Source organism: Aliiglaciecola sp. LCG003, from assembly GCF_030316135.1.
Lineage (GTDB): Bacteria > Pseudomonadota > Gammaproteobacteria > Enterobacterales > Alteromonadaceae > Aliiglaciecola.
On record NZ_CP128185.1, the window covers coordinates 2,919,560 to 2,943,673 of the forward strand.

Annotated in this window: 23 protein-coding genes; 11 read left to right on the forward strand and 12 right to left on the reverse strand. The window is 42.1% G+C overall.

Annotated elements, in window-relative coordinates; genetic code table 11:
- The first annotated feature begins 73 nt into the window (after window positions 1-73).
- The gene (locus QR722_RS12610; protein WP_286283213.1) at window positions 74-1,495 is read left to right on the forward strand and encodes an FAD-binding oxidoreductase; all 1,422 of its coding nucleotides are present in this window, start codon (window positions 74-76) and stop codon (window positions 1,493-1,495) included.
- Between the two features lie 329 nt (window positions 1,496-1,824).
- Entirely contained in the window at window positions 1,825-2,424 is a 600-nt protein-coding gene (locus QR722_RS12615) for a Yip1 family protein (protein ID WP_286283214.1), read from the forward strand.
- 66 nt (window positions 2,425-2,490) lie between these two features.
- Here the strand turns inward: QR722_RS12615 and QR722_RS12620 are convergent, their stop codons facing one another.
- Window positions 2,491-3,096 carry a peroxiredoxin gene (locus QR722_RS12620; protein ID WP_286283215.1) on the reverse strand — a complete coding sequence of 202 codons (606 nt, stop codon included), beginning with the start codon at window positions 3,094-3,096 and terminating at the stop codon, window positions 2,491-2,493.
- 414 nt (window positions 3,097-3,510) lie between these two features.
- Here QR722_RS12620 and QR722_RS12625 point away from each other — a divergent pair, with 414 nt between their 5' ends.
- The gene (locus tag QR722_RS12625) at window positions 3,511-3,705 is read left to right on the forward strand and encodes a bacterioferritin-associated ferredoxin (RefSeq protein ID WP_286283216.1); all 195 of its coding nucleotides are present in this window, start codon (window positions 3,511-3,513) and stop codon (window positions 3,703-3,705) included.
- Window positions 3,706-3,786: 81 nt separating this feature from the next.
- Here the strand turns inward: QR722_RS12625 and QR722_RS12630 are convergent, their stop codons facing one another.
- Complete coding sequence (locus tag QR722_RS12630; protein ID WP_286283218.1) at window positions 3,787-4,128, reverse strand: Grx4 family monothiol glutaredoxin; 342 nt, start codon at window positions 4,126-4,128, stop codon at window positions 3,787-3,789.
- A gap of 313 nt (window positions 4,129-4,441) precedes the next feature.
- Between QR722_RS12630 and QR722_RS12635 the strand changes: the two genes are divergently transcribed.
- Entirely contained in the window at window positions 4,442-5,023 is a 582-nt protein-coding gene (locus QR722_RS12635; protein ID WP_286283219.1) for a Fe-Mn family superoxide dismutase, read from the forward strand.
- Between the two features lie 62 nt (window positions 5,024-5,085).
- Here the strand turns inward: QR722_RS12635 and QR722_RS12640 are convergent, their stop codons facing one another.
- Window positions 5,086-7,125 carry an NADPH-dependent 2,4-dienoyl-CoA reductase gene (locus QR722_RS12640; protein WP_286283220.1) on the reverse strand — a complete coding sequence of 680 codons (2,040 nt, stop codon included), beginning with the start codon at window positions 7,123-7,125 and terminating at the stop codon, window positions 5,086-5,088.
- Between the two features lie 22 nt (window positions 7,126-7,147).
- Window positions 7,148-8,017 carry a crotonase/enoyl-CoA hydratase family protein gene (locus tag QR722_RS12645; protein WP_286283221.1) on the reverse strand — a complete coding sequence of 290 codons (870 nt, stop codon included), beginning with the start codon at window positions 8,015-8,017 and terminating at the stop codon, window positions 7,148-7,150.
- Between the two features lie 176 nt (window positions 8,018-8,193).
- Here QR722_RS12645 and QR722_RS12650 point away from each other — a divergent pair, with 176 nt between their 5' ends.
- Entirely contained in the window at window positions 8,194-8,805 is a 612-nt protein-coding gene (locus QR722_RS12650) for a TetR/AcrR family transcriptional regulator (RefSeq protein ID WP_286283222.1), read from the forward strand.
- 66 nt (window positions 8,806-8,871) lie between these two features.
- Here the strand turns inward: QR722_RS12650 and QR722_RS12655 are convergent, their stop codons facing one another.
- Both QR722_RS12655 and QR722_RS12660 read right to left on the reverse strand, forming a co-directional pair.
- Window positions 8,872-10,497 (reverse strand): GMC family oxidoreductase, encoded by a 1,626-nt coding sequence (locus tag QR722_RS12655; RefSeq protein ID WP_286283223.1) that lies wholly within the window; start codon window positions 10,495-10,497, stop codon window positions 8,872-8,874.
- A 524-nt stretch (window positions 10,498-11,021) separates the two neighbouring features.
- Entirely contained in the window at window positions 11,022-11,426 is a 405-nt protein-coding gene (locus QR722_RS12660) for an energy transducer TonB (protein ID WP_286283224.1), read from the reverse strand.
- Between the two features lie 160 nt (window positions 11,427-11,586).
- Here QR722_RS12660 and QR722_RS12665 point away from each other — a divergent pair, with 160 nt between their 5' ends.
- Window positions 11,587-12,312: a DUF1439 domain-containing protein gene (locus tag QR722_RS12665; RefSeq protein WP_286283225.1), complete on the forward strand. Its 726-nt coding sequence runs from the start codon at window positions 11,587-11,589 to the stop codon at window positions 12,310-12,312.
- A gap of 98 nt (window positions 12,313-12,410) precedes the next feature.
- Here QR722_RS12665 and QR722_RS12670 read toward each other — a convergent pair whose 3' ends face one another.
- Window positions 12,411-13,904, reverse strand: coding sequence for a wax ester/triacylglycerol synthase domain-containing protein (locus QR722_RS12670; protein WP_286283226.1), 1,494 nt, complete (start codon window positions 13,902-13,904; stop codon window positions 12,411-12,413).
- Between the two features lie 41 nt (window positions 13,905-13,945).
- Window positions 13,946-14,596, reverse strand: a complete 651-nt coding sequence (locus QR722_RS12675) for a TetR/AcrR family transcriptional regulator (protein WP_286283228.1) — start codon at window positions 14,594-14,596, stop codon at window positions 13,946-13,948.
- Between the two features lie 90 nt (window positions 14,597-14,686).
- On the opposite strand from QR722_RS12675, the gene QR722_RS12680 reads away from it, so the two are divergent.
- The gene (locus QR722_RS12680) at window positions 14,687-15,457 is read left to right on the forward strand and encodes a ParA family protein (protein WP_286283229.1); all 771 of its coding nucleotides are present in this window, start codon (window positions 14,687-14,689) and stop codon (window positions 15,455-15,457) included.
- 17 nt (window positions 15,458-15,474) lie between these two features.
- Here QR722_RS12680 and QR722_RS12685 read toward each other — a convergent pair whose 3' ends face one another.
- On the reverse strand, window positions 15,475-16,677 hold the full coding sequence (locus QR722_RS12685; RefSeq protein WP_286283230.1) for a DUF445 domain-containing protein: 1,203 nt from the start codon (window positions 16,675-16,677) through the stop codon (window positions 15,475-15,477).
- A gap of 324 nt (window positions 16,678-17,001) precedes the next feature.
- Between QR722_RS12685 and QR722_RS12690 the strand changes: the two genes are divergently transcribed.
- A complete protein-coding gene (locus QR722_RS12690) occupies window positions 17,002-18,489 on the forward strand; it encodes a DUF3336 domain-containing protein (RefSeq protein WP_286283232.1) in 1,488 nt (495 codons plus the stop codon).
- 747 nt (window positions 18,490-19,236) lie between these two features.
- On the opposite strand, the gene QR722_RS12695 is transcribed toward QR722_RS12690, so the two are convergent.
- The 3 genes from QR722_RS12695 to fadR all read right to left on the reverse strand — a co-directional run bounded on the left by QR722_RS12695 (window position 19,237) and on the right by fadR (window position 21,137).
- The gene (locus QR722_RS12695) at window positions 19,237-19,821 is read right to left on the reverse strand and encodes a hypothetical protein (RefSeq protein WP_286283233.1); all 585 of its coding nucleotides are present in this window, start codon (window positions 19,819-19,821) and stop codon (window positions 19,237-19,239) included.
- Window positions 19,822-19,887: 66 nt separating this feature from the next.
- The gene (locus tag QR722_RS12700) at window positions 19,888-20,241 is read right to left on the reverse strand and encodes a phasin family protein (protein ID WP_286283234.1); all 354 of its coding nucleotides are present in this window, start codon (window positions 20,239-20,241) and stop codon (window positions 19,888-19,890) included.
- 185 nt (window positions 20,242-20,426) lie between these two features.
- Window positions 20,427-21,137: a fatty acid metabolism transcriptional regulator FadR gene (fadR, locus tag QR722_RS12705; protein ID WP_286283235.1), complete on the reverse strand. Its 711-nt coding sequence runs from the start codon at window positions 21,135-21,137 to the stop codon at window positions 20,427-20,429.
- A gap of 398 nt (window positions 21,138-21,535) precedes the next feature.
- Between fadR and nhaB the strand changes: the two genes are divergently transcribed.
- From nhaB to QR722_RS12720, 3 genes are all read left to right on the forward strand, one after another.
- Window positions 21,536-23,125, forward strand: coding sequence for a sodium/proton antiporter NhaB (nhaB, locus tag QR722_RS12710; RefSeq protein WP_286283236.1), 1,590 nt, complete (start codon window positions 21,536-21,538; stop codon window positions 23,123-23,125).
- 14 nt (window positions 23,126-23,139) lie between these two features.
- Window positions 23,140-23,664, forward strand: a complete 525-nt coding sequence (gene dsbB, locus QR722_RS12715; RefSeq protein ID WP_286283237.1) for a disulfide bond formation protein DsbB — start codon at window positions 23,140-23,142, stop codon at window positions 23,662-23,664.
- A gap of 141 nt (window positions 23,665-23,805) precedes the next feature.
- Window positions 23,806-24,084: a hypothetical protein gene (locus tag QR722_RS12720; RefSeq protein WP_286283238.1), complete on the forward strand. Its 279-nt coding sequence runs from the start codon at window positions 23,806-23,808 to the stop codon at window positions 24,082-24,084.
- Window positions 24,085-24,114: the final 30 nt, after the last annotated feature.

Sequence of the window (24,114 nt, forward strand, 5' to 3'; positions counted from 1 at the left end):
TCCAGTTAGTGCACTAGACAGAGCAAACTAGCAGGCCTAGGCTGATGAAGTTATCAACACAAAGGACAAGATAATGACTATTCAAGTAATGCAACTAGATGGGCAAAAGCTCGAATTAGAACAACCGCAACTAGATAGCTTAGCTGCGGGTTTACGGGGCAAATTAATCCTCCGTGAAGATCAACAATATGAACAAATGCGACAAGTCTGGAATGGAATGATTGACAACTATCCAGCCATGATAGTGGGCTGCACTGGCGCCGCAGACGTAATCTTTGCGGTTAAATTCGCCCACCAACACAAACTATTATTATCTTTAAAAGGTGGTGGACACAATATTGCCGGTAGGGCCGTATGTGACGGCGGTATGATGATAGATCTATCCGCGATGAAAGGTGTATTAGTCGATCCTTTAAAACGTACCGCCAATGTTCAAAGTGGTGCCCTGTTGGGCGATGTGGATCACGAAACGCAGTGCTTCGGCCTAGCAGTCCCAACAGGTATCAATTCAACTACTGGAATCGCCGGGCTGGCCCTTGGTGGGGGCTATGGTTGGCTGAGTCGTGCGTTTGGGCACACCGTTGATAATATCTTATCTGCGGACATAGTGACTGCAGAAGGTGCTTTCTTACATTTGTCTGAACAGGAAAATACTGAACTATTTTGGGCTATACGCGGCGGAAGCGGCAATTTTGGCGTGATCACCAACTTTGAATTCAAACTTCATCCGGTTGGGCCCACTATTTTATCTGGTCCAGTGATCTTTCCCATTGAGCAAGCGAAGCACGTTCTACAACAATACAAGGAGCTTACCAAGTCATTGCCAGATGAAGCATCCTGTTGGACTGTAGTACGCAAAGCCCCACCTTTTCCATTTATTGCGGCTGAATTTCATGGAAAACCGATTCTGATACTCGCCATGTCTTGTATTGGCGATTTGGACAACGCGAAAGCAACCTTAGCGCCACTGCGCGCAATGGGCCGACCGCTTGGAGATGCCGTTGCTGAAACACCCTATGTTGCTTGGCAGGGTGCATTTGACCCATTATTGGCCGAGGGGGCGCGGAACTATTGGAAATCCAATGACTTCGAACAGATTACGGACTCACTAATAGATATCATGTTGAATGCAATCACTAGCGTACCATCTGACGAGTGTGAGATATTTATCGCTCAACTAGGCGGTGCCGCCTCCCGTGTGAAAGGTGATGCGATGGCATTCCCTCATCGTTCGACCGCTTACACTATGAATATTCATGGACGCTGGCAATCTGACAATCTCGATGTTGCAGGAAAAGCCTGGGTGCGTGACCTATTTACTAAAACCGAGGCACTTTCAACTGGTAGCGTTTATGTCAATTTTGTACCTGAAAACGGCGAAATAAGAAAAATAGGTCCTTACGGGGCGAACTTGGCAAGACTGCAAAAAATTAAAGGCATAGTAGATCCAAATAATTTGTTTAGGTCGAATATCAATATTCTGCCGCAGATTTGACTGAGCAATGTTTGCCCTTATAACGTCAAAGAGTCACCCGCGGTTCAATTTGAGAGAGTTAATGGCCTTTGCGGCACAAAGTGACTTTTTCGAATTGGGGGGGCTGTTTGCTGTCAAGTGGTGCTTTCCTATGCGCCGGATAGCTCAATTATGCGAAATACAGCCTCCCACCCTTCCATAAATGCTCGGATTACAAACTATCAGCACATTTTTCACACAAAAAGATTGACCTAACAGCTTTGGTAAAAGACACTGCTGTTAACAACATGTAAAACATACGTTAAAGTGACTTTAACATCTGTATAAAAAGCCGCCTAAGGAGTCGTATTGTGATATTGAATCACCTGTGGGGAATCTACACTCACCCAAAAGAAGAATGGCATGCCATCGATGAAAAGCATGAGAGTTATTTTTATAGTCTTAGCCATATCTGCATCATTGCGTTAATTCCCGCTATTCTTAGTTACTATGCCTCCGCGCATTTAGGCTGGAGTATTGGTGTGGGCGAAGTGATCAAACTTAATCAACAATCCGCTCTTAGCCTGGGAATAGGGATGTATTTTGGTCTAATGGCTGGTGTAGTGGCGCTGGCAATCATTATGCATGAATTGGCAAAGGTGTTTGATTCAAATCCCACTTATACTCAATCACTGGAATTAGCTGCTTACACCGCCACTCCACTGTTTATGTGCGGATTCGCTGCGTTTTATCCGGCACTTTGGTTTGTGATGATGGTGGGGTTTGTCGGCGTGTCTTATTCTATTTACTTGCTCTATTCAGGCGTGCCAATCATGTTGCATATTCCCGAAGACAAGGGATTTATTTATTCAAGTTCAGTAGTGACCGGCGGATTAATATTACTTGTGATACTAATGGTCGGCTCTGTCTTATTATGGAGCGTTATTGGTGACCCGGTTTTCACCCACTAAAAAACCATAAAAAAACCGCTTCAATAAGAAGCGGTTCTCAATATAGCTTTTATCTCAACTAGATGACTATAGCGCATCCGAGTTTTCAGATAGGTACTTAGCAACACCTTCTGGGCTTGCATCCATACCCTTTTTGCCTTCCTGCCAACCAGCAGGACAAACTTCACCATGTTCTTCATGGAAGTTTAACGCATCGACCATACGCAGCATTTCATCTACGTTACGACCAAGCGGTAGATCATTAACCACTTGATGACGCACATTACCTTCAGCATCAATCAAGAATGAACCACGAAATGCAACACCATCAGCTGGATGCTCAACATCATATGCTTGACAGATTTCATGCTTAACGTCTGCAATTAGTGTATATTTAACTGGACCAATACCACCTTGATTTACTGGAGTATTTCTCCACGCGTTGTGGCTAAATTGAGAATCAATTGATACACCAATGACTTCAACACCGCGTTTTTTAAATTCATCATAGCGTTTGTCAAAGGCAATCAATTCTGAAGGACACACAAAGGTAAAATCCAGAGGATAGAAAAACACTACGGCTTTTTTACCTTTAATATTTTCACTTAACGTAAAACTGTCTACAATCTCGCCACTTCCAAGAACCGCAGCCGCGGTGAAATCTGGGGCTGGTCGACCAACTAATACACTCATTTAATTCTCCATTATGTAAAAAAGCACTATTTCAAATGTTGTGCTTATGATTTATCGAATTTTATTGATTAAACCTAGCCCTGATATAAGACCTTAAAGTCAAATAGCAAGGTTGAAAACAATATTTTTATGCCTCAATTTGTAGACTAAAAAAGTTGCGATAGCTGCAGATTTATCAAAAGGCCAGATATTGCCCTTTAATGTGTCGAAAGTCAGCCAAAATGGTCCTTTGCTTTTCAATGTCAGTGTCACAAACTAAAAGATACAAAAGCTAGTCGACCAAACAAAAAATGGCCTTCATTACAATTAGATATAAATGAAATTCAGTTTTGTTCAGTATTTATGCAAATTATAACTTGAATTGCGTGTAAATAACAATTATTATCATTTGCATAACGATTGAGGTGAAAGTGTATGTATGTATGTTTATGCCATGGCATAACTGACAAAAAGATTAAACAAGCTGTGCGAGAAGATGGCGTGGGGACAACTCGCGAGTTGCGCATGAAGCTTGGTGTTGGCAGTCAGTGTGGTAGATGTATACAGATGGCGCAAGATATCATCGACTCCACCATAATGGACGAATCTCTGTTTAAAGAAGTTTGCTAGCCTGATTTAATCCAATCAAATTGATTGCAAAAAAAGGAGCTTAAATGCTCCTTTTTTATTACTAAAACGTCAGGGGTTCGATTATTCGGACTCTTCGCTTTTGTTATACTTTTCAGCAGTTTGCTTAACAAGAGGTTGAAGTTCACCTTGTTGAAACATCTCGATAATGATATCGCAGCCGCCAACTAACTCTCCATCAACCCAAAGTTGGGGGAAGGTTGGCCAATCAGCATATTTGGGCAATTCAGCTCTGATATCTGGGTTTTGTAGAATATCTACATAAGCAAACTGCTCTCCACAGGACATAAGGGCTTGAGAAGCTTGAGAGGAAAAACCACAACTGGGTAATTTAGGCGAACCTTTCATGTATAACAATATGGGGTTTTCGGAAATTTGCTGCTTGATTTTATCTACGGTTTCCATCTGAGTACTCTCTAAAATTAACAATTGAATGATTAGCTATATGGGTCTAAGTGTACTCCTTTCAAGCCTGCCTTTCCAAATTGATCCTTAGTTTGATTGCTTTTAAGCTATGCAAACAGGTAAAGTGATCCGCAACGCAGTTAACCAGTAAAAAGTTTAGGGGGTTGAAAATTGTTAACCCGCCCTCATTACAACTTGATATGAATTGATAACTTATGAATGAAAAGTCTCAAGCAAGGCTTTACATTCTTTTTTTTCAAGCTAGCATTTAACACGCATTAAAACAGCTATTGCTCAATTATGGAGACCTATCATGGCATTTGAACTACCCGCGCTACCTTATGAAAAAAACGCTCTTGAGCCACATATTTCTGCTGAAACATTAGAGTTTCACTACGGTAAGCATCACGCGACATACGTTACTAAATTGAATGGTCTAGTCGAAGGCACTGACATGGCTAACATGAGCCTCGAAGAAGTGATTAAAAATTCTGACGGTGGCGTATTCAACAATGCGGCACAAATTTGGAACCACACTTTTTACTGGCACAGCTTAAGCCCTAACGGTGGCGGTGAGCCAAGTGGCGATCTTGCAACTGCGATCAATGCAAAATGGGGTTCTTTTGACGATTTCAAAGCAGCCTTCAATGATAAAGCGGTTAACAACTTCGGCTCTAGCTGGACGTGGTTAGTTAAAAAAGCTGATGGCAGCCTAGACATTGTTAATACTAGCAATGCGGGAACTCCAATTACAGAAGAAGGTGTAACGCCGCTTATCACTGTAGATTTGTGGGAACACGCTTACTATATTGACTATCGTAATGTTCGTCCTAATTACTTAAATGGCTTCTGGTCATTGGTTAACTGGGATTTTGCTGCGAAAAACTTCGCGTAAAAATTATTTACTCAATAAAAAACCAGCCTAAGTGGCTGGTTTTTTTTGGGTTAAATTATGGGTTACAAGGTTGCAGCCAATCTGGTGCCTTGGTCAATCGCCCTTTTCGCATCTAGCTCTGCTGCGACATCCGCACCACCAATTAAGTGAAATGGAATGTTCAAACCATCTGTTAGTTCTCGTAAGGGATCTTGTCCAGCACAGATCACAACGTTATCTACATCAAGTATCTGAACTTCATCATTCACTTTAATGTGTAAACCTTGGTCGTCAATTTTTAAATACTCAACCCCTGCAACCAGCTTTACGCCCCTGGCCAACAAGCCTACACGATGTGCCCAACCGGTAGTTTTGCCCAGATTAGCCCCTACTTTAGTGGTTTTTCGCTGTAACAAATAGATTTCTCGACCGGATGCAGTTGGCTGAGCCTGCATGCCTTCAATGCCGCCTCGGGAATTAAAGGTCATATCAATGCCCCACTCTTTCATAAAAGCAGGGATATTTTGACTGGTTGATTCGCCAGCATGGGATAAAAATTCAGATACATCAAAACCGATACCACCGGCACCAATTACAGCGACTTTATCGCCAACTGGTTTTTTATCGCGGATCACGTCCAAGTAGCTTAACACCTTGTCATGCTCAATACCTTCGATGTGTGGCATACGGGGTTTGATACCCGTGGCAATGAGCACTTCATCGAAATCGGCGTTATTAAGCATTTCAGCAGTCACTTTAACATTTAGCTTAAGTGTCACGCCATTGAGCTCCAATTGGCGCGCAAAGTATCTCAAGGTTTCAAAGAATTCTTCTTTACCAGGAATTTGCTTCGCAATATTAAATTGTCCGCCAATCTCCTTAGCAGCGTCGAACAAAGTCACACTGTGCCCTCGTTGCGCCAATGATACTGCAGCGGCCAAACCTGCCGGCCCTGCTCCCACGACCGCCATATTTTTAACTTTTAGTGCCTTAACAATATTGAGTTCGGTCTCATGACAAGCCCTTGGGTTAACCAAGCAACTGGCGGTTTTATTTTCAAACACATGATCTAAACACGCTTGGTTACAACCGATACAGGTATTTATTTCATCGGCTCTGTCTTGCATTGCTTTGATAACGAAATCAGGATCAGCCAAAAAGGGTCGTGCCATAGATACCATGTCCGCATCGCCACGAGCCAATACCTGTTCGGCTACTTCTGGGGTGTTGATCCGGTTTGACGTGATAACTGGGATATTCAGTGCTTTACGAAATTTCGCCGTTACCCAAGTAAAGGCGGCACGGGGTACCTTAGTCGCAATTGTTGGGATCCGGGCTTCATGCCAACCGATACCAGTATTGATGATGGTCGCACCGGCTTGCTCAACTTCTAAGCCGAGTTTGACGACTTCATCATAGGTTGAACCTCCTTCAACTAAATCCAGCATAGATAAGCGATAAATAATGATGAAATGTTCACCCACGGCTTCGCGAACCCGACGCACGACTTCGATAGGTAAACGAATACGGTTTTCGTACTCCCCACCCCACTTGTCATCCCGATGGTTGGTCCGAGATGCAATAAATTGATTCAAGAAATAGCCTTCAGATCCCATGATTTCAACACCGTCATAACCGGCTTTTTGGGCTTGTGTGGCAGTAAAGACAAAGTCATCAATTTGCTTCTGAATCCCCGCTTCATCAAGCTCTTTAGGTTTAAACGGATTAATAGGCGCTTGAATAGCAGAAGGTGCAACCAATTGAGGATTGTAAGCGTAGCGTCCGGTATGTAAGATTTGCATACAAATCTTACCTCCTTCCTTATGTACAGCATCCGTTACTACTTTATGCTCGGCCACTCTTTGGTCATTATCCAAGCGATTGGTTTTGGCATGGGTTGCGCCTTCATCATTTGGACCAATCCCACCGGTGACGATTAAGCCAACACCACCTCTGGCCCGTTCCGCAAAAAATGCCGCCATACGAATATGCCCATCAGGGGCTTCTTCTAAACCGGTATGCATCGAGCCCATCAACACTCTGTTTCGTAACTGAGTGAAACCTAAATCAAGTGACTGAAATAAATGTGGATACGGGTTTTCAATTTTTAGTTGTGCAGTCATTTAAAATATAATCCTATCAATATTATGCTTTCTTGTTTGCAGACATCATCGAGCGCTTGTCACGAAGCGCTTCGTAGCTGGGCAATCTCTTCTGTTGTTGAGCCGCCATTGCTTCTTGAATATCCGGCATTTGAAACATCCCTGCCTGCCACGTAGCCATATAATTCAAACTGTCTTGAACACTGTGATCGCGGCTGTAATTAATCATTTCTTTGCAACCGGCGACTGCCATAGGGGAATTCATCGCGATTTTAGCGGCAATTTTCATTACTGCGCTAAGCATGGCTTCCTGATCAGCATAAACCTGATTAACAAACCCCTGGGCCATGGCTTCTTGAGCACTCCAGTTACGTCCGGTGTAGGCTAATTCTCTAATTAAGCCTTGGGGAATTAAATGTGGAAGTCGCTGCAATGTACCAACGTCCGCGGTCATCCCAAGCTCGGTTTCTTTTATGGTAAAAAAGGTGTCTTCGGTGCAGTAACGACTATCTGCAGCGCATACCATGTCAACTGCTCCTCCTATTACACCGCCTTGCAAGGCGGCTAATACTGGAATACGAATAGATTCAAGTGCATTGAATGAGTCTTGTAGCTCTAACACCGAACGGCGCATTTTTTCAGCACGACGAGCAGGCTCACCACTGAAGTCTTTGCCCATTTGCATAAACACTGACAAATCCATACCTGCACTAAAATGCTTACCTGTAGAAGAAATAACGATGACTCTTGCCGCAGCATGATCATCTATCTTGCGCACTACAGCGGGTAATTCCAGCCAAAACTCAGGGATCATGCTGTTAAGTTGGTCCGGTCGACATAATTGGATGTGCGCAATATGATTATCGATAGTCACGTTCAGCGTAGTTAAATCATCGAATGTTAAATCTGTCATGGTTTTCTCCTATCAGGTCAAGTTCAGCTTAAGTAAAGCACGTAAACGGCATCACTACCGTTTAGATCGTTGATGAATCCATATAAGTGAGCTGAATTAGCTTTCTCTCACAAACTAGACAACGTCAAGATAGAGGCTTATTTTGACGCTGTCAAGATCTATGCTAGAGTTCCGTCATGAAAAAAATATCTAATCAAAAATCTCGATATCACCATGGCGACTTGCGCGCTAGTTTGCTTGATGCTGCGACTGCGATGTTAGGTGAAGACGGTGTCGACGGACTTTCTCTGCGTAAATTAGCTGACCGTGTAGGTGTGTCTCGTACCGCGCCCTATCACCATTTCAAAGACAAAAATCAACTGCTTTGCGCGATTGCAGAGCAAGGTTTCATCCATTGGCAGCGCGAAGCGAAAGAGATCTTTGAACAGCCCGATTTAAGCCCGAAACAGAAATATAGACAGTTTGTCCATGGATACATTCACTATGCGGCAGACAACCCAGAATTATATGATTTGATGTTTGGGCGCACCATATGGAAGCAAAATAGTGCCACAGAATCTCTAAAAGCGGTGGCATTTCCCAGCTTTCAACATCAGGTCACCATGACTCAAACGTGGCAGCAACAGGGTATCATGTCAGCTGAGGCTGATACGCTGCGCCTTGCACAAGTGACGTGGGGAACCCTGCACGGGATAGCGCGCTTACTGATTGATGGGATCTACGCAGATGCCAGTCATATTGATGAAATGTGTGACACGGCGGTCGAGTTGTTTAGCAAAACCCCGTGAAAGAAAAACCTTGAGCTATGGGTAAACAGCTTGCTACTACATAGCGTTAAAGATTAATTGTTATCATTAGTGGTGAAGCTGATATTCCTGCTTGATCATATCTGCAGCACGCTCGGCAATCATAATGGTGGGAGCATTGGTATTACCGCCAATTAGGCTTGGCATTACTGATGCATCAACCACTCTCAAACCTTTTATCCCTTTAACTTTCAATTGCGTATCGACCACGCTCATCATATCGTCTACCTCCCCCATTTTGCAGGTACCAATAGGATGGTAAATAGTTTCAGCTCGCTTGCGCAAAAAACTCAAAATTTGTTCATCTGATTGTGCATCAGGCCCGGGACCAATCTCTCTTGAACCATATTGCTGGAAGGTTTTACTTGCCAATATTGCCCGCGCTTTTCGTACGCCATCTATCATTACGGCGACGTCTTCCGGATGGGTTAGATACTGAGGGTCAATCACCGCAGGTGCTAAAGGATCCTTTGAGGCTAAACGAATTTCGCCGCGGCTTTTAGGATACAAACAACATACATGAATGCCATAACCATAACCAAATGCAGTGCTTCTGCCGTGATTCAATAAGATAGCCGGTAGAAAATGATACTGTAAATCGGGACGATCTTGCGCATATTTGCTACTGGCGAATCCACCCGCCTCAGCGATATTCGATGAAAATGGACCTTTTCTAGCAAATAAATACTGAAAGACCCCTTTGATGTACATGGGTAACGCCCCCCAAGCCACCGCATAGCCTTGCTTTGCTTCACAGCGATGTTGCACGATGGCGTCTAAATGATCCTGTAGATTTTGCCCCACACCGGGTAAGTCGACGACAGTTTCAATCCCATGCTGTTGCAAATGAGCCTGTGGACCAATTCCGGATAGCATTAGTAATTGGGGACTGTTGATTGCACCAGCCGACAAAATTACTTCTTTACTGGCATCAAGTTGCACTGCTTTGCCATCTAGTCGCAATGCGATCCCTGTGGCTTGACCATTGTTGGTGATGACCCGCTCAACTTGGGCGTGAGTTAAAATCGCAAGATTACTTCGTTGCAACGCTGGGGTTAAATAACCTTTGGCAGCGGAACAGCGCTGTCCATTAACTTGGGTGACCTGATAATAACCCAGCCCTTCACGTTGCTGGCCATTAAAATCGGCAAGGGTTGGCATACCTACTTCATCAGCAGCTTGGACAAAAGAGGCTGATAATGGATTGATGTGCTGGAGATCGGTGACGCTTAGTAGACCTGCATCACCGTGATCTTCGTTAGCGCCGTGCTGCTGTTTTTCAGATTGAATAAAATAAGGTTTAACCGATTGCCAGTCCCAACCTGTTGCACCTTGTGTATGCCAATCATCGTAGTCTTTATGGTCACCGCGAATGTAGCACATTGCGTTGATAGAGCTAGAGCCACCTAGCGTTTTGCCTCTTGGCCAGTACAATTCTCGATTATTTAATTCGGTTTGCGCCGCAGTGTTGTAATTCCAATTAACACTTTCAACTCGAGATAATAGTGATAACCCAAATGGGATATGAATAAGCGGATTTCTATCTTTGCCGCCAGCTTCAATAAGACACACAGTGACAGACGGATTTTCGCTTAAACGAGATGCCAAAGCAGCTCCTGCGGAACCGGCTCCAACAATAATAAAATCGAATTGAGTTTGGCTTAAATCGTTCATTTTCTCTCTTTACTACTCTGGCCGGATTATTAACATACTGATTTAACGTTATATTTAAAAGTTTATCTAAGTTCAACCGCAACTCATCTGATGTCTTACCAGTGAGTTTATCAAAAAACCAAATTAAGTGTTACTTTTATGTAAATATCAAAGCAATGGCTTCTAATTGGAACCTGAAATTTTGTCTTATTTGAGTGGCAAGTGCATTATCAAAGTGTATTTTACAATGGATCTGAGGGTTTACGTAGATTCTGTTAAACGAGATCTGTTACATAGCAATTAGTAACTATTTTAGTGAGCGTGAATAACACTTTAATATTTAAAGTCTCAATCAAATCGTTACGATTAGCTACTACTACCAAAGGGGGTTATTGATAAGAAAGGGAGTTAGATGAACAAGCTTAGTAAAAGCGTTAAGACTGAGGTATTCAGCTACCCGCCCCCTGTTCAACTAAGACATGTAATCTATAGGGAAGCCGCACGGATAAATCATCACTGTGCGGCTAGGGCCTAGGGTCGGTAAACTATGAACGGTCTATTTTGAAATCTAAGCGGACTCTCATATTTTCCGCATTGACCGCCTTTCCATCGATGATTTTCGGTCCATACCGCCACTTGTTCAATGCTTCTATAGAGCTTTTAACAAAGTGTTGACCACCGTCTTCCTCTTCCATATTGATGTTTTTCACAAAACCAGCGTCATCGATATCAAAACTAAGTAATACAGAACCATTCTTTTTATGACGAGCCCCTACAACCGGATACTCAGGCGCTTTACGATATAAGGGAGTTGGCTCAATATCATCCAATATTGTCTCATTATTCAACGAATAAGCTAATCCTAAATTGTATTCAAGATTGATCGCATTTTCCGTACCTTGTGCATATATATCCTTACCAAGGGCATACGCCTGCTGAGCATGTTCCACTGCTGCGCTATAATTTTCAGTGGCTATAGCCTGATTATTGCTCCCGCATAAGAACGGAAATCCACAATATCACCGGCAGGCTTCTACTGTATTCTTGACAAGCACGGTCTGGTCACTACACACTAACTCCATGACTCTATCTATGTGAATGCATTCCCAAGTGAAAACAAGTTGGCGCCAAGATCTCGTTTTATGGTTACAGCAACTATCCGCTAGATGGATGATAAAGCGTGGAAAACTCCCGCATGTCGACTACAGCATCGAAGAATTAAATGAGTTAGCTGAGCCCCATTTTCCCCAATCATTTCTTGTCGATGTACCTGTTGGTAAGGGCACGTTCACCCTATTGAATGCCCACATTGATATTCCAAGCCGCAGTGATTCGGTGCATGTAAAAATTTTAGCAAGTCTTGATATTGATTCAGCGGGCACCCCTTTATATCGTGCCCATTTGTCAATTTCATTGCTGGTTACCCCTCAATACGATGTCACAAGCAAAACGGTTTCCATTGAGCAAATGCTGCTGGATTCAATCGAGTTAATTAATGATGAATATGCGTTACTGAATAATTCGCGGCAATTACTCGATCTAGTCCTGCCAAAAGGGGTACAGAACTTGATCAGCGGTACCTTCAAGTCAGCCATAGGTTTAATGACAGCGGGAAGTTCAGATATGGCGTCGGATTATTTGCACTTGTATCTTTCTGGCAGTAAACAAAAAATTCTAAACTACCACCAGCCGCAGATCATCAAACTGATAGAAGAGTTAAAACAGGATCCGGAATTTGTTTATGAAATGGATGAAGATGATTGGCAGCAAAAGCTGTTCCGCGAATATGGCAAAACCGTGGTAGTCGAAGACCGTTGTGTAAGGTTTAAGTTCTGATTTAACTGACTGCTGAAGCATCGAATTTTATCGATACCTTAAAGCACGATGTCGCGTCATTTCTGACGCGACATCAACATATTGCAAATCGATTTTGGCTACTGTTCGCGCTTATTCACCTTTTCTATCGGGTCGCAGCTATTCTCTTCGTGAAACACAATATCATCAACAATAGATAGATTATCCTCACGCACTTTTTCGCCAATATCATCTATATTCAAGGATGGATCATCGATGCATTTTTCCAACATCTCAAATGCTTCAACGAAATACAAAGACAGGGGCTCTAAGGATTTGACGTTTTTGTCACAGCACACGATTCCAACATTAGCCACTCCAGCATAAGTGATCAAGGTGATATTGACTCCTCCCCCAGGGGTCATGGTTGAAATGGGGTAGCAAGACAATAATTTGCTGTCTTTTAAATATCGTTGATTCGACGGACCAGGTACGTTAGAAATGAGAATATTGGCGATTGGTCGAACGAAATCAGACAAACGCAACATCTCAAATATCAACCCATAAGATTGTATAAGTAAGGTGTAATAGCTAAATGCTGCGGGCCGTGAACGTTTGGCAGCCCACTTCACTATTCGATGGTTTTCAATTATCTGCCTAAGGCGTAAGTAGGGATCATTTTTGCCGTGGGCTAGCCTGACGGGAACTATTGCGATTTTATTACCACCAGTTTGTTCACCGGGTTTACGCAGATTTATCGGCATATTGGTATACAGGGCTTTTTTGAACGTATGCCCGTGATCTTTTAAAAATCGATGTACTCCAATGTCAAAACTACAAAGGAGAATTTCATTGGCCGATGCTCTGGCGCGACGACTGAGGGCTTTGATGCGATCGAAATCTAAATCTACAGTAGACACCACTCGCCCTTTCTTCACCTGACCGGTCAATAAGGTCTTGGTTCCAGAAAAGGGAATGGGCATGTACACCGGGTTGATGTAGGTGAGTTTCATTAACAAACGTAAGAAGATAAACAGCATATCTAAGATAACCATGACAAATTCGAATGCACCCAGCATTATCGACTTCACTAGGCCTTGTTTGCGTTCTTTGCGCTTTGGCCGGTCGCTAGCCCAAACAGGCACGAAACCTTCAGTCGTTGGGTGATCTAAATAGCCAGCCTGAAACCACCTTATCAGTGTGGCACCGTCTCCATACATATGATGAACCTTTGCATAGATAGCAAACTGGGTACTTTTATTGTCTCTAATAAAGTGATATTGCCAAAGGGGTTTGTCCCTATCGAGCCAAGTTTCATGCAATTTTGCAGTTAATACATGCAGGCTTTCTCGGTCTGTTACATCTTCAACCTCATGCAATTGCACATGGTACTGCATATCAAGTTTATCCAACGCAATAAGTTTAGTTGGGAAACCAAGCACACATTTTACCACGCCATTAAATGGGCTGTTCGCATGATCAAACTGCCTGACTTCTTGACATAATTGTTCTACATAATCTGGTGCTGCACCATCTGGCATTTCCAATAATTGCAAGCTGGCAACATGTTTTGGATTGTCTTCAGATTCGGTGATCCAAAAGGTTTTATCAAGAAACGTAATATTATTACTCAAGCTATGCTTTCCTTAGATATAATCAATCGTTAGCGCATCGGTTATTCTTCTGTCAGACGACTGACTAAAGAATGGCTGGTGATAGCTTCTTGCAAATGATGTAATTCCCCTTCGGGCAAGTGTATATAGGGTAAAACAGCAAACAGAATCATGGCTAAACTTTTATATAAGTGTGTTTCGTCGCTAACATCCTGCCCTTTTAATGCATAATAATTAGCCGCTTGGGTAAAGACTAGCCCAATTATCTCAACGATTTGCAATCTTTGAGTTTGACTAGTGGCAATATTGCCATTTTTGGCAAATTGATTTAATAATTTTTCAATGGATTTTTCTTGAAACAATAGATGCTTTTTAAACAACTTGGCAACACTAGGGTGATTTTCAGCTAGGTTGGCTTGATTATGATAAAGAAATTGAAACAGGTGGCCTTTTTCGAGTACCAAGAATAAAAAGTAGAAGAATTCTTCAATACTCAAGTCTTTGTTTTGCGCAGAATTAAATACCTGATCCATCTGTTCACGGTATAAATCAAATAGCGCTGCCACAATGATTTCTTTACCCTTGAAGTGATAGTAAAGATTTCCTGGGCTGATATCTAGCTCCAACGCGATATCGACGCTGCTGACACTGCTTTCTCCACGTTGGTTAAACAATTCCAACGAGGTGACTAAAATCCTTTCTGCTGTCTTCATAGATGATGAACCAAGTGTGATCGATTACTTGCGTAATATGGCTTATCATTTCATATTGCGATTACATTGTACAAGGATAAGGTGAATCTGATGATTAGAGTGCTGTTTAATAAAAAAGGGGGAGTGGGAAAATCGAGCTTAACCGTTAATTTGGCTGCGATTTCCGCGCAAAGAGGCTTCAAAACCTTGATTATAGATTTAGACACTCAATGCAACACTACCGCTTATTTGGATGCACTAAAGGAAGAAGATACCTCAACCATCGCTAATTTGTTCGAACAAACCATTACCTTTCACCTCCATCGTCAACCTGCCAAAGTATTTTGCCAACCGACTAAGGTAAATAATCTAGATATTATAGCGGGTTCACCGCGCTTGGCAGAGTTGGAAAGTGAGTTAGATAGCCGACATAAAATCTACAAGTTAAAAGAGGCGTTAGAGTCGTTGTCGGAGGATTATCAGCGGATTTACATTGATACGGCGCCAGCATTAAACTTTTACAGCATGTCTGCGCTTATTGCCGCAGATCGTTGTCTCATTCCCATCGACTGTGATGACTTTGCTCGTCAGGGTTTATATAGCTTGCAACAGAAAATCGCCGAGATTCGTGAAGATCACAACGCCAAATTAGAAGTGGAAGGAATTATAGCTAATCAGTATTTGAGCAATGCCAATTTACCTAAACAAATCATTCATGAGCTGATAGCAGAGAATTATCCAGTACTGCCCCACTACATTGCCCAGTCGGTAAAAATGCGCGAGTCTCACCAAGCCAAGCAACCGCTGATAAGCTTAGCGCCGAAACATAAATTGACCTTATCCATGGTCTCGATATTTGAATACTTGGAAAAAGATAGCTAATCGAACATCGAGCGGGTTTAAAATAATGATAATTGCATAAAACCCGCAATCATACCCAAAATAGCGCCAACCACAATAAGCTTCCATTCGTCGGCTTGATAGGCGGGACGCAACACCCCTTCGAATTCTTCAGGGGTTAAAAGCTGCATGCGCGCGCACAAGTCATCACCTACTTTCAGCGCATTGTTAGCATACTCATGGGCATAGAGCAGATATTTGTCGGAGCTGGCAAAAATTTGCTCCGCAGCTAACTGCTTCATCCGATAATACTTTTCAGAGCCAACACCCAAGGCAAAGTAGGGTTGAGCGATTGCAACATATCGTTCTATAGCGTCATTGACATGTAACTCGATAATCTCTAGTAATTGAGCCGAACCTGAGCCATGTAAAACGATGTCGGTGATATTTTTCGAATTGATCAGCTTTTCTTCGATAATCTTGGAGTACACCTCAGACACTTCTTTTTGACGCTTTAGAAACATGCCTTGCAGAGTAAAGCCGAAAATTTTAATTGGATGCTTAGGTTCAAAAATAATTTTTATTGCTATCCAGTTGGTTAAGTAGCCTACTGCTAATCCGCCCAGCGGCAGTATCCACCACGCCTGATAAAAGTACCAGAATAGCATGGTGGGTAAACCGAATAAGAAACCAAAATACAGACCGGATTTTTCAATAAATGGAAATTCTTTCTCGCCAGCTTTTAAGAATATTTCATTGATTAATTCCGGCTCATTGACCAGATGATTAACCACTAGCTCTTTAATATCAATGATTTCATCAACATTGTACTTAAAGTCGTCGACCATTTTATGCACCACGTTAGGGATATCAGCTTCTACCCGCTGGAAAACCAAATTTTTGGCCTGCACCGGCATAGATGCCCAAACTTGTGGCGCAGCTTCTTGCATGACTTGATTAACGATTTTACGCAGAACTTGCTTGAGTCGCCGTTGAATAGACAAGGTCAGTTTGTCAGCTTCGATGCGGTCAGCTAATTCTTGTACACTGAGTAACTTTCCCAGCACTAACTCGACTTCTATTTCAGCCATTTCTCTGCGTTTCATCGGGATCAAGCCTTGCCAGCCGAATATAGGCCGAATACCAACAAACTCAATAGGATAAAACATCATTTTAACGGCAAGGAAGTTAGTCAGCCATCCGACAATTCCGCTTGTAAAAGGGATTAGTAACAGTAGATAGTTTTCAATAATCCATTGCATATTTAGCGTGGATGCCTTTATTTTAAAGATTTAGTGGCGAAGTAAGCCTCAGGCTAAACTTTGAGGTTAGAATGGTCAATCTAATTTGCGAATTATAATTAGAAAACTTTGTCATTTTAAACAAAATTAAATATCAAATAAGAACAATATGTTAACTACAAATGCGCTGAAATCGAATTGAATAATTCGTAAAAAGGTCGATATTTGGTAGCGTTTTCTAATGTTTTCCTTTATTACATAACTATTAATTAGACGTTTTGGTCAACAATCCGACCAAACGCCGATAACACTGATGCAGTTGTAACGCAAAAAAGAGTGGTATCTATGACAAATCGCAACAAGCTAACTGAACTCGATGGAGTGATAAAACACGCCGAAAGCTATCAAGAATACAAGGAAGCCTGTGAGGCCCATGATGAACTGTCTGGCGCTGATGATTGGAAAGCCAAAGATAGCTGCCGAGATTACGACTACCGTTTAATTCGCAAACGTGTTCAACGGATAAAATTAGCCCGCTCTCGGGGTGATGCCTTAGGTTTGATGTCTATATTACACGAAGGTATCCACGGCAATTTAGGGAATATCGCTAACGCCGCTTTGAAAAATCATTCCAAGATTGGCACCAAACACCTGATCCAAGAATTTATCGAGCAAGTCTGTCAGTCATTGGACTTCATCTATCATGCCGATGAGCATGAGGTGGATTTTTACCAGAAATTATCCTTTTTTGATGAAACCTCACATGCTTTTGGTAAAAGTTGTTTAATGCTCAGTGGCGGCGCTGGTTTGGGCTTTTTCCATGGCGGTGTGGTTAAATCCTTATCCGAGCATGATTTGCTCCCAGAGGTGGTCTCCGGTGCCAGCGCTGGCTCAATCATTGCCAGCTTAATCGCTACTCGAACTAATGAGGAGCTGGTTGAAGCCTTAGCCCCCCAAAGTATTTACGAAAAATTCAGTGAATGGCGTTTATGGCAGGGATTTGGTCGTAACAGTTTGCTCGATAGTACCAATCTAGAAAATGCCTTGATTGAACTGTTCGATCTGACTACCTTTGAAGAGGCATACAAAAAAACTGGACGTCACGTTACCATCACAGTATCTCCATCTGACTTGCACCAATATTCACGTTTATTAAATGCAATGACTTCACCCAATGCCATTATCACTCAAGCGGTCAGAGCATCTTGCGCGATCCCTTTAGTGTTTAGTCCGGTGCAACTCAAAGCGAAAAATCAAAGTGGTGATACTGTCCCTTATATTCCAAATCGTCGTTTTGCAGATGGTTCATTGATGGCTGACATGCCTTTTAAACAGTTGGCACGCTTATACGGCGTAAACCACAGCATCGTGAGTCAAACCAATCCCATTGCTGTACCTTTTTTATCTCGCGATAAAAAGCACAGCAATGGAGTTATGGCGATGACGTGGCGGCATGTAGCAAAACTGGCTAAAGTGAATAGCATTTATGCCTTCGACATGCTCGAAAATGCGGTTTCGAATTCAGGTGCAAAGATGGGTATTCACAAATTACGTTCTATCATTGATCAACAATATGTCGGCGACATCAACATATTGCCTGAACGCGGGTTAGCTAGTTTAAAACAAATCTTCGCCAACCCTTCACTGCGCAGTATTGAGAGATTAATCAGTAGTGCAGAGCGTGCGACCTGGCCTGAAATTGACTTGATTAAACGGGATACGCTGATCAGCAAAACGTTTAGCAAATATCTAAAACAGTTAAAAGCCAGAGAAGCCAGAGTATTAACCCAACACAATGGTTTACGCTTAGTGGAGCCTTCAAAAACAGCCTGAAATAGGTTTAGAATTCACTAGATCTGCGGTGACTCAAGCATTTATGAGTCACCGCGCTCACATCACATTTGCACCTCATACGGCGCTTTTTAACTAATGCATATTTAATGTCCCATCTAAAACTTCATAATCATTCGGATTAACTATTCACACACCGTTTAATACCTTGGGTAAATTAGCTTTATCTACGGATGGCAATTGAGCCATAGCGAACCTATAGCCTGTTAGCCGCCTTAGCATGTACTCATCTTAGCTAGAACAAGCTCAAATGATTTCGATGGCTGTCCACGTAATTTTTATCGATGCCTGTCCACGTAATCACTGTAGCCACTTAATTAATGCAAAGGCAGCTAGTGTGCTGCAAAATATCGTTTTCAGGGATGAAAACGCAAAGCGTACATGGATGTATTCACAGCGATTTTGTAGCGCGTTAGCTGTTTTGGCGTGTACTCATCTTAGGTCGAATAAGCTCAAATTATTTCGATGGCTGTCCACCGGTTTGGAAATTATTTCGATGGCTGTCCACCGGTTTGGTGGGTTATAGGTTGACATGGATCATTTAGAACTAGTAAATATAAGCTCTCTAGCCCAACAAAAAAGCGCCTAAAGGCGCTTTAAAGGTATTCCAATAGAAAACCGCATCCAGCATCCTGCCAGTATTTCTTTGACCTAATATAACTTAGCTCGCTAACAAGATGAACAATTCACTAGAGATCATCATCTCACTATGCAGATAGCTTCTGTCAGTTAAGACTGTTTGTTAACATCAGGCTTAGTCGCCGCAGTTTTGCGAGCGCGAGGCTTGGCTGGCGCTTTAGCAGCTTTAGCTTTAGCCGGAGCTGCAGTTTTGCTTGCTGCGGCTGGCGTTGCAGCAGTTGTCGCTTTAGCCGTTGTAGCCTTAGTAGTTGATTTCGCGGCCGTTTTAGCAGGAGTCTTTGCTGTTGACGTTGCTGCCACTTTAGGTTTAGCAATTGATTTTTCAGCTGCCTTTTGTTGAGCTAGCTTAGCTACCACTTCAATCAGATTGTCTACTTTAGATGACAATTTTTCTAATTGGATCTCTTGACGATCATTGTGCAAACCAAATTTAGCTTTAAGCATTGCAATTTTGTCTTCGAACATAGCTATCCCCTTTAGTTTAGCGGTCAACTTTGTTTTAAGTTGTGCTTCAACGGATTCTCCACGAACTATCAGATCTTGTATGAAAGAATTGCCGTCAACGTACAACTTGTCCAGCGTATCGGCAGATTTTTCAACACTTTGAGAATATGCGCCCACACCTGCTAACCATGAGTTACGGCTAGTGGTTTCAATTTTCTTGACTGCTTTCATACAAACTCCAATATAAGACTTGTGTTAACAAACAAGCTACCCAGCTTTGAAGCTGGGCAGTCTGTATTATTTAGCAGCTAATTTAGCTACCGCGTCAGTTAACGCATCTATTTTTGCAGAAAGTTCTTCTACTTTATCTTCTGAACCAGTTTTATCTAAACCCAATTTTTTACGTACTTCAGCTACACGCTCTTCTACGTTAGTTTTGGATTTGATTTTAGCTTTCGCTTCAGTTTCAAGAGTTTCGCCTTTTTCAACTAGCTCGTCGAAAACTTTACCCGCTTCAGTGGTTAATTTTTCATATTGGCCTTGAGCTTCATCAAAACTCTTACCATAAGCACCTAAACCTGCTAACCAGATTTTACGTGCAAAATCTTCTGCTTCAGAAACCTTACCTTTGATTGCATCTAACTTAGTCATGAATAATTCCTCGCTGTAGTGACTGATAGCAAGGATAGAGAGTTAAATTAGAAACCGCATACTAATTGAACGATTATTTTGAAGGAATTATGGTGGGCTATATAAATTATTGATTTTTATAGAATTAAATACAGGAACTTAATTTAGTCATTCAAGTTCCTGTCTTATTAGTCTTTCAGCTAACCTTAATCAACCAAATCTTTGGGCATCTCCGTACGGATTTCGTGCCAAATCTTACCTGACTCGATTCCATATTCTCGAATAACTGAAGCGACACCAGCAAAATCGCCTTTTTCGGCTAGCTGCATAAGTTTTTGGTAGTAATTGCGGGATAAATCTCGCGACTTTTGGCATGAGAAGTAGTAACCGCCAATCCGCGAATATAATCCTCTAAAACCATTCATCATCAATACATAGACTTTATTGCCTGAAGCAAACGCCATATCATGGTTAATTTGATAGTCAAATAATGCAAAGGCTGCGCCGTCTTCTGGAATGTCTTTGTAGCCTTTGAGTATCTCAGTGACCCGTTCAGCATTATTTTTAATTGCGCCTCGAATAAACACTGCGCTGAGATTTGTTCTGGCGGCGAGTAAATGATCAACTAGCTCAGAGATACCGTCTTGATCTAATCTTGCCAAGGTTTCAAGAATGTTTAAACCCGAGGTTTCCCAAAAGTTATTTACCTTGGTGGGTTTACCATGCTGGATAGTCAACCAACCATCACGAGCAAGTCGTTGCAATACTTCTCTAAGAGTGGTGCGGGTCACACCGATCAATTCTGATAACTCTCGCTCTGCTGGTAGAATAGTACCTGGCGGAAATCGTCCACTCCAAATTGATTCGACGATATATTCTTCAGCGAATCCGGCTGGACTTTGTGCCTTGTAAATCATGCAACGGCTCTCTTATTATAATTGTAAGGTCATGTTTTCAAACTGATTGTACCAGATGATTTTTAGATGGAACAATGAAAGTTTAATTAGTTGCCTAAAAACGGTTAATTTTTCAGCGAATCCATACCTGGTTAACCAGAAAACGTCATCCTAGCGCGACTTACTTCTAAAAATCATAAGTATAAAGCTAAAATTGTCGCTTTAATAATGAGCTGACAAACAGTGGTAAATTTCAAACTTAAGGTTAAGCTTTAGTAATGACGAACATAATATGTTCAAATGAGTGACAAATTACTGTTTATGCACAAATTTACCTTGCATTTAACATGCTAACCTCTTAAAAAAGAACCACAAATTCAAACTGCCGTTAACAGTCAGTTAGTAAAAGGATACGAGCTATGCAAATCTCTTTGACCCAAGCGATTTATAAAAACTTTTTGGGGCATGCACCAGATTGGTACAAGCAAGTTATTGTTGGTTTTCTAATTTTAAATCCACTTTTATTCACCTTTGTCAGCCCCTATTTAGCCGGTTGGGTGCTGGTACTGGAATTCATCTTTACCTTAGCGATGGCATTGAAATGTTATCCGTTACAACCTGGTGGTCTATTGCTGATGCAAGCGATCATAATAGGTATGACCTCGCCTGAGCATATGTACCATGAGATCAAAACTAATATCAGCGTAGTGCTGTTGTTAATTTTCATGGTTGCGGGTATCTATTTCATGAAAGAACTGCTGCTTTATTTGTTCACAAAACTACTGATAAATGTGAAAAATAAACGCGCTTTGTCACTTGCTTTCATCGCCGCATCGGCTTTCTTATCAGCGTTTTTGGACGCGTTAACCGTGATTGCCGTTATCATTGCAGTGGGTATGGGTTTTTACAGCATTTACCATAAGGTAGCGTCTGGCAAAGACTTCCATCATGACCACGACCACTCCAGTGATGACGATGTAGAACAACCCAGTCGGGACGACTTAGAAAATTTTCGTGCGTTTTTACGTAACTTAATGATGCATGCGGCCATAGGTACTGCGTTAGGCGGTGTAATGACTATGGTTGGTGAACCACAAAATTTAATTATTGCCGACAAAGCAGGCTGGGATTTTGGCGAGTTCTTCGTCCGTATGTCGCCCATTACCATTCCAGTATTTTTTGCAGGATTGCTAACCTCTTATGTGGTCGAAAAAGCAGGCTGGTTTGGTTATGGTGCCAAATTACCCAATGTCGTTCGAAATATATTAAGTGACTACAATACCCATATGGACGAGCAGCGCACTACCCGTGACAATGCACGCCTAATAGCGCAAGCGTTGATTGGTATCTGGCTAGTTGTTGGTTTAGCTGGTCATTATGCTGAAGTGGGCTTGATTGGCTTATCTGTCATCGTACTTGCTACTGCGATGAGTGGTGTAATTGAAGAACATGCCTTAGGTAAGGCATTTGAGGAAGCCCTGCCATTTACCGCCCTATTGTGTATTTTCTTTGGCATCGTAGCAGTAATTATTGACCAAGGGCTTTTCAAGCCAGTCATCGAATGGGTGCTGAGCTATGAAGGCAAAACCCAGTTAGTGTTGTTTTATTTAGCAAATGGCGCCTTGTCCATGGTCAGTGACAACGTATTTGTAGGCTCGGTTTACATAACTGAAGTCACCACAGCCCTACATAACGGTCAAATCACCCGTGACCAGTATGATATGTTAGCCGTTGCAATTAACACAGGTACAAACCTGCCAAGTGTCGCCACTCCTAATGGACAAGCCGCTTTCTTATTCTTGTTAACCTCGGCAATCGCGCCTTTATTAAGATTGTCCTACGGTAGAATGGTCTATATGGCTCTGCCTTATACGATTGTTTTAACCTTAGTAGGATTAGCCGCCACATATTTCGGTCTATATGAGTTGACGGATACCTTATACGATCTGCATTGGATTGAACATCATAACGCTGCAGCAGGTGTACCTGCTGCCCCAAGCCCCCATTAGGTGATTATACAAAGATGAATACATTTTATATGCTCGGTAATTGGGCTGAGCAGCGTTGGGCGTGGATGAGCTTATTCATAACCGCATTATTACTAGAGGCTGTAGCATTATATTTTCAATACGGAATGGATTTGAAGCCTTGTATAATGTGCATATATCAACGTGCTGCTGTGTTTGGGGTGTTATTTGCAGGCTTAATTCCCTCAATTCATAACAACATCCTGACCCGCTTGTTAGGGTTTTTAGTTTGGGGAACATCCGCAGTTTGGGGGCTTTTGGTGGCCATTGAGCACGTCGATATTCAAACTGCTGTCAATCCATTTTTTGCATCTTGTGAGATAGTCCCGAACTTCCCTTCATTTATGCCGTTACACAATTGGTTACCTAATATATTTGCGGCTACGGGTGATTGCGGAAATATAGATTGGCAATTTTTAGACTTGAGTATGCCCCAGTGGATGATCGTAATATTTGCTGTTTATTCTTTAATGTTTGTATTGGTACTATTTAGTCGTTTATTTACTCGGCGTAGCTTCTAAGAAGCAGCATAGCCAAATATTGGGGCGATAGGAAAGTTAATTTATCGCCTCAGCCTGCTTACATATAGCCTTTTACTTATTTTCTGCAGTATAGTAAAGGCTATACTGTACTTTTAAATCCTACACTTCACGGAGAGCAATGTGGCAGACATTACCCACACCAATGTAGCAGAGCTAACTAGCGCTGCCCATGTACTCAAAACATTATTGAATATTAAGTTTACGCGGGCGAAAGAACGCCATGCTAATGCCATGGGATTTAGTTCGTCTAATCATTTATTAGCAGAAGTAAAAAATACTCCTGTCACCCGAAGTTTTGAGCAATACATTGATAACTTGAAGACAGAGTTACATAAACAACATCAACTCACTCTTGATGATCAGCAAATCAGCCAATTACGCGAGCAATTGTGTAACTGATAATAGGATTTAACCTGATCTTTATGTATG

What these genes read in the sequence shown, in the direction of transcription:
- QR722_RS12610 (WP_286283213.1), top strand. Translation starts at nt 74, where the DNA reads ATGACTATTCAAGTAATGCAACTAGATGGGCAAAAGCTCGAATTAGAA.
- QR722_RS12620 (WP_286283215.1), bottom strand. Translation starts at nt 3,096, where the DNA reads ATGAGTGTATTAGTTGGTCGACCAGCCCCAGATTTCACCGCGGCTGCG.
- QR722_RS12625 (WP_286283216.1), top strand. Translation starts at nt 3,511, where the DNA reads ATGTATGTATGTTTATGCCATGGCATAACTGACAAAAAGATTAAACAA.
- QR722_RS12630 (WP_286283218.1), bottom strand. Translation starts at nt 4,128, where the DNA reads ATGGAAACCGTAGATAAAATCAAGCAGCAAATTTCCGAAAACCCCATA.
- QR722_RS12635 (WP_286283219.1), top strand. Translation starts at nt 4,442, where the DNA reads ATGGCATTTGAACTACCCGCGCTACCTTATGAAAAAAACGCTCTTGAG.
- QR722_RS12640 (WP_286283220.1), bottom strand. Translation starts at nt 7,125, where the DNA reads ATGACTGCACAACTAAAAATTGAAAACCCGTATCCACATTTATTTCAG.
- QR722_RS12645 (WP_286283221.1), bottom strand. Translation starts at nt 8,017, where the DNA reads ATGACAGATTTAACATTCGATGATTTAACTACGCTGAACGTGACTATC.
- QR722_RS12650 (WP_286283222.1), top strand. Translation starts at nt 8,194, where the DNA reads ATGAAAAAAATATCTAATCAAAAATCTCGATATCACCATGGCGACTTG.
- QR722_RS12655 (WP_286283223.1), bottom strand. Translation starts at nt 10,497, where the DNA reads ATGAACGATTTAAGCCAAACTCAATTCGATTTTATTATTGTTGGAGCC.
- QR722_RS12675 (WP_286283228.1), bottom strand. Translation starts at nt 14,596, where the DNA reads ATGAAGACAGCAGAAAGGATTTTAGTCACCTCGTTGGAATTGTTTAAC.
- QR722_RS12680 (WP_286283229.1), top strand. Translation starts at nt 14,687, where the DNA reads ATGATTAGAGTGCTGTTTAATAAAAAAGGGGGAGTGGGAAAATCGAGC.
- QR722_RS12685 (WP_286283230.1), bottom strand. Translation starts at nt 16,677, where the DNA reads ATGCAATGGATTATTGAAAACTATCTACTGTTACTAATCCCTTTTACA.
- QR722_RS12690 (WP_286283232.1), top strand. Translation starts at nt 17,002, where the DNA reads ATGACAAATCGCAACAAGCTAACTGAACTCGATGGAGTGATAAAACAC.
- QR722_RS12695 (WP_286283233.1), bottom strand. Translation starts at nt 19,821, where the DNA reads ATGAAAGCAGTCAAGAAAATTGAAACCACTAGCCGTAACTCATGGTTA.
- QR722_RS12700 (WP_286283234.1), bottom strand. Translation starts at nt 20,241, where the DNA reads ATGACTAAGTTAGATGCAATCAAAGGTAAGGTTTCTGAAGCAGAAGAT.
- fadR (WP_286283235.1), bottom strand. Translation starts at nt 21,137, where the DNA reads ATGATTTACAAGGCACAAAGTCCAGCCGGATTCGCTGAAGAATATATC.
- nhaB (WP_286283236.1), top strand. Translation starts at nt 21,536, where the DNA reads ATGCAAATCTCTTTGACCCAAGCGATTTATAAAAACTTTTTGGGGCAT.
- dsbB (WP_286283237.1), top strand. Translation starts at nt 23,140, where the DNA reads ATGAATACATTTTATATGCTCGGTAATTGGGCTGAGCAGCGTTGGGCG.